3 protein-coding genes and 1 pseudogene are annotated in these 4593 nt (G+C 34.4%); 1 reads left to right on the top strand and 3 read right to left on the bottom strand.

Annotation, left to right across the window (positions count from 1 at the left end):
* Nucleotides 1-393: 393 nt before the first annotated feature.
* Nucleotides 394-1668: a DNA cytosine methyltransferase gene (locus F6K13_RS19370; protein ID WP_124142639.1), complete on the top strand. Its 1275-nt coding sequence runs from the start codon at nucleotides 394-396 to the stop codon at nucleotides 1666-1668.
* A gap of 386 nt (nucleotides 1669-2054) precedes the next feature.
* Here F6K13_RS19370 and F6K13_RS19375 read toward each other — a convergent pair whose 3' ends face one another.
* From F6K13_RS19375 to F6K13_RS19385, 3 genes and pseudogenes are all read right to left on the bottom strand, one after another.
* Nucleotides 2055-2384 carry an FHA domain-containing protein gene (locus tag F6K13_RS19375; RefSeq protein WP_124142638.1) on the bottom strand — a complete coding sequence of 110 codons (330 nt, stop codon included), beginning with the start codon at nucleotides 2382-2384 and terminating at the stop codon, nucleotides 2055-2057.
* A gap of 65 nt (nucleotides 2385-2449) precedes the next feature.
* Nucleotides 2450-3416 (bottom strand): annotated as a pseudogene (locus F6K13_RS19380) (IS5 family transposase).
* A 135-nt stretch (nucleotides 3417-3551) separates the two neighbouring features.
* Nucleotides 3552-4448 carry a PRC-barrel domain-containing protein gene (locus F6K13_RS19385; RefSeq protein WP_124142637.1) on the bottom strand — a complete coding sequence of 299 codons (897 nt, stop codon included), beginning with the start codon at nucleotides 4446-4448 and terminating at the stop codon, nucleotides 3552-3554.
* Nucleotides 4449-4593: the final 145 nt, after the last annotated feature.

Here is a 4593-nt window from a genome sequence, read left to right on the forward strand (position 1 = left end):
AAACCACCCCCTAACCCCTCCAAGGAGGGGAAGTCACCGAGTCAGGAGTTAGAGTTAGAATAAATAGCTTTGATACCATTTATTAGGTCGGAATTTATCTTTTTAGTCCAATGGATATCTCCTATAAAGTCTTTTAATTGCCCAAATTAATTCGTAATATTCTTTTTCCAAATTGGTATTATCTTCTCTCAAAATTAAAGATATATATAAATACAGCAGATTCCATGTAAATGTGGCAAAGTAGTTTAGAGTCCAAATAATGAAAGTAATTTTTAACAAAATACTCAGGATTGGAAAAACTATATTCTTTCTTTCCTACTACCTACTACCGACTCCCTGCTCCCTACCGTACTTCATAAACCACCAAATACTCTGTAAATGTAGAGGTGTAATATGCAACGACCAATAGGTATAGATTTATTTGCAGGTGCAGGAGGTATGACTCTGGGCTTTGAACAAGCAGGATTTGATATACTTGTTTCTGTAGAATTAGACCCCATTCACTGTGCCACTCATCAATTCAATTTTCCTTTTTGGCCAATATTATGTCGTAGCATAGTTGATATTACTGGAGATGACATTAGACAGTTATCAGATATTAAAAATAAAGAAATTGATGTAATTTTTGGTGGTCCTCCTTGCCAAGGTTTTTCTCTGATGGGAAAACGTACCTTAGATGACCCACGCAATACACTTATATCTCATTTTGTTCGATTAGTTTTAGAGTTAAAACCTAAATATTTTGTCATAGAAAATGTCAAAGGATTAACAGTAGGAAAGCAAAATTTTTTTCTTGAGGAAGTCATTGACAAATTATCTAAAAATGGTTATCAAGTTCAGCAACCTTACCAAATTTTAAATGCTGTCAATTATGGTATACCGCAAAATAGGGAAAGATTATTTTTAATGGGATGTAAAAAAGGTTTAATCTTACCAAATTATCCTCTAGCAATTACAAATATTTCTACCGATAAAAAATCAGAAAACTTGATCACTGTTAAGGATGCAATCGGAGATTTGCCAGAAGTAGAAAATTATCCAGAACTATTAGAAAGAGATTGGATAAAAGTAGAAAATGATTATGGTAAACCAAGCAAGTATGCTATAAAATTGCGTAATATTGAACGTTTTAATAATGACTATTCTTATAAACGTGAATACGATCAAACAATATTAACCTCTAGTTTACGCACAAGACATACAGAAAAATCAAGAGAAAGATTTAATGCTACAGCACCAGGAAAAATTGAATCAGTAAGCCACTTTTATAGACTTAATCCTGATGGTATTTGTAACACACTCAGAGCTGGAACACCAAGTAGTAAAGGGGCATATACTTCTCCAAGACCAATACACCCATTTACACCCAGATGTATCACAGTTAGGGAAGCAGCAAGATTACATTCATATCCTGATTGGTTTAGATTTCATGTAACAAAATGGCATGGTTTTAGACAAGTTGGAAATTCAGTGCCACCCCTATTAGCAAAGGCAGTAGCTCAAGAAATTATTCATGTTTTAAATATTAAACCACTTCAACCTAGAGGAAAAAAAATCAAGTTAGAAAAATGGGAAAATTTAGAGTTTAATATGTCTATGGCCGCTAAAAAATATCAGGTAGATCGACATACTATTGCGCCAAGAAGTAGAAAAAAAATAATTAGTTGATATTATATTAATTAAATTAACAAATAAACTCAGAATTTATTTATTTTCATATTCCGGCAGTCTTGTAACCGTAATAGTATTGATTAAACTTGGGACAAATTATCTAATGATTTTAGCTGCGATCGACTCAGCTCCAATTAAAAAAAACGGTGGATCTTCGGAGCTTCCCGTAGGGTGGGATGGCGAGGAGACCTGCGCCATATCCAATCTACACAAGAGAGAGGATATATTTCGGTTTCTTTCCTACTCACAGTTTTTTCCACTCCAGGTATCCCTTACTCCCCTACTCTCTGCTCCCTTTTCACTCAAATTTATTGTCCTAACCAAAGAAGGTAATTTTTAAGTATTTTTTGCACAGTTGTGTAATTAACTTCTATCACTACAAATTAATTAATATGTGTTTGTGTAAAATCCTCATTTGTCAATTCGTTATTATCAAAAACATTAAATATATCTATTTCTTTACTAGATAACTTATTCATTTGTTTTGCAAACTTAGAAGCTAATTGTTTAGTATGAATTTGCAACTTTGGCCCTGAAATGCCCAGCCGAATAATCATATTGTCTACCACTGATGTCTGAATGATTGGCTCATCATTTACATAAGTACCATTAGCACCAAAATTGACCATCATCCAACCAGATGAATTTTTCCATAATTCTGCATGATGGCGAGAAACTACTGCACTATAAATTATTACATCATTCTGAATTATTTAATTATTTAATGGCTTTGTTGCATGAAAGTGGCGATCGCGACAACTCCCCTGAGTGGAGTAAACTAGATTTCAACTTTGTAGCTTTTGGGTTTACCTATTTGAATCATACGGTTAAGCATGGCACATTGTATGAATAACTCCACTGCCTGAGCATCAAATTTTCGTCGCCGCAACTTCCCTCCAAATATCACTTTGAGCCTAAACATCGTGGTTTTCCTTCGGAATGCTGCGCAAACTGATAGGGAGCATCGATGGTAGCCACTTTCACGTTTCCATTTCTTGCGTCCTACAATTCTTATTCTTCTGAGGTTTTCATCTCTGGGATGAGGTGCGCATTTACAGTTGCCATGTTGACCTATTACCGCATTTTTCCTTGGTGGAATCGTTGTCTTTGCTCCTCGTTGCCTAGCTTTCTCGTAACACTTATACTTATCATAGGCTCCGTCTCCTGATACTTGGGCTATTTCCACATTTACTCTATCTAATAGGTCAGAAAATACTTGATCATCACTTACATCATTGGTAGTCACTACCCCGCTGACAATTTCCCCTGTGGCCTCATTTACTCCTAGATGTAATTTACGCCATGTCCTGCGTTTACCTACACCATGAATCCTGGTTTTCCATTCCCCTTCACCATAGACTTTAACTCCCGTAGAATCCACTACTAGATGAATAGCTTCATGAGTTGGTATAACTGGCAGTTGAACATTCAGTTTTTGTAAGCGACGGGATATAGTGCTATGGTCTGGTACTGGTAAATCTAAGTTCATCAATTGAAATATAGATTCTACAACACCTTCAGTCTGTCGTCCGGCCAAACTAAACAATGATTGTATAGTCACCATAAATTCAATGGCTGTGTCACTATAGGTATTTGATGCTCCCCTACGTCCATTTTTTTGTTGGTTTACCCACTGCTCTATTACTTCATCATCAGCGCCAAAATGTGAGACTTCCTCTCTGTTTTAGGGAAGCATCATATTCAGACCAGTTGCTGAGTCGGTACTTGGACTTGGACTTACTCATTTCTATGTTGGTCTAGGTTTGTTGTGCTACGCACTGCATATTTTTACCCTATTTGCTATCTTTATGCAACAAAGCCTTATTTAATTATTAATTCTTCGGTAATCACTGATACTAATTTATTTAACTATACTAAAATTATTGATGTATTTGTAAATCATCTATAATGTTTTCTCGATCATCTTTTGAAATATTAGAGTTTTTTCTCCATTGTGACTTTACCCCATCAATTTTTTCCTTAGCTTCTGCTGTAACTTCTTGAATTTTGGTAGAAAAATCATTTGAAGTTTGCTTACTTTTTCTGGACTTTTTTTCTGTAGACTTACTTTGAAATTCTTCTACTTTTTGTTTAGCTTGCTCTGTAACTACTTGTGCTTTTTCTTGAGCTTGCTCTTTAACAACTTTAGCAGTTTCTTGAAAACCTACAAGTAATTTTTTTGCTTCACGTTTTGCTACATTAATATGTTCTCTAGTTTTCACTAAATCTTCTTGTAAAAAATCTTGAACCAGACCTATTTTTTGAGTAACTCCTTCAGTATAACATTGAGGATTTTCTATAGAACTATTGACTACTATTACCCGTTTATTACCAGCACTGGAAACTGCTTCTGGTGGTAATAAATAAATACTATTTAAAACACCTCGCCACCCATTAGATTTAAACAAATAATTAACTACTGCACCTGTTTTAATGTTGAGAAGGTATTCTACAATTAACCCTACCTTCTCTCCTGTATTAGTCCATACTTCATTTCCAATTATATTTACAGTATTATTGAATTTATCTAAACTCTCTTGTGCTGAGTCTCCATTAACTAGAGTAGCATCAGTGCCAATAGTCTCAATTTGTTTCCAAGCAAAAACTTTTTTCTGTTTACCAAAAATACCAGACTTACATATAAAACCTATGACTTGATGAGATTGAGTATTCAGGCACAATTGTTCTATTCTACCCTGGTCTTCAACCGTTTTTTTGTCAAGGACAAACCTCTTCAACAGTTGACTATGTTTCATTACTTCTGGTATTTTATTCATAAATTTTACTCCTAAAACATAATTTTGATAAATTTATTGAACAATTTAAGAAGGAAATTAAGAAATAAATTTAACCCCTCAATAAATGGGAGTAGACTAGCAGTTAGGGAAGGATTTTACGCTATTTAAGGATTGTTTATGAGGA

The sequence above is a fragment of the Okeania sp. SIO2B9 genome, assembly GCF_010672505.1.
GTDB classification, from domain to species: Bacteria; Cyanobacteriota; Cyanobacteriia; order Cyanobacteriales; family Microcoleaceae; genus Okeania; species Okeania hirsuta.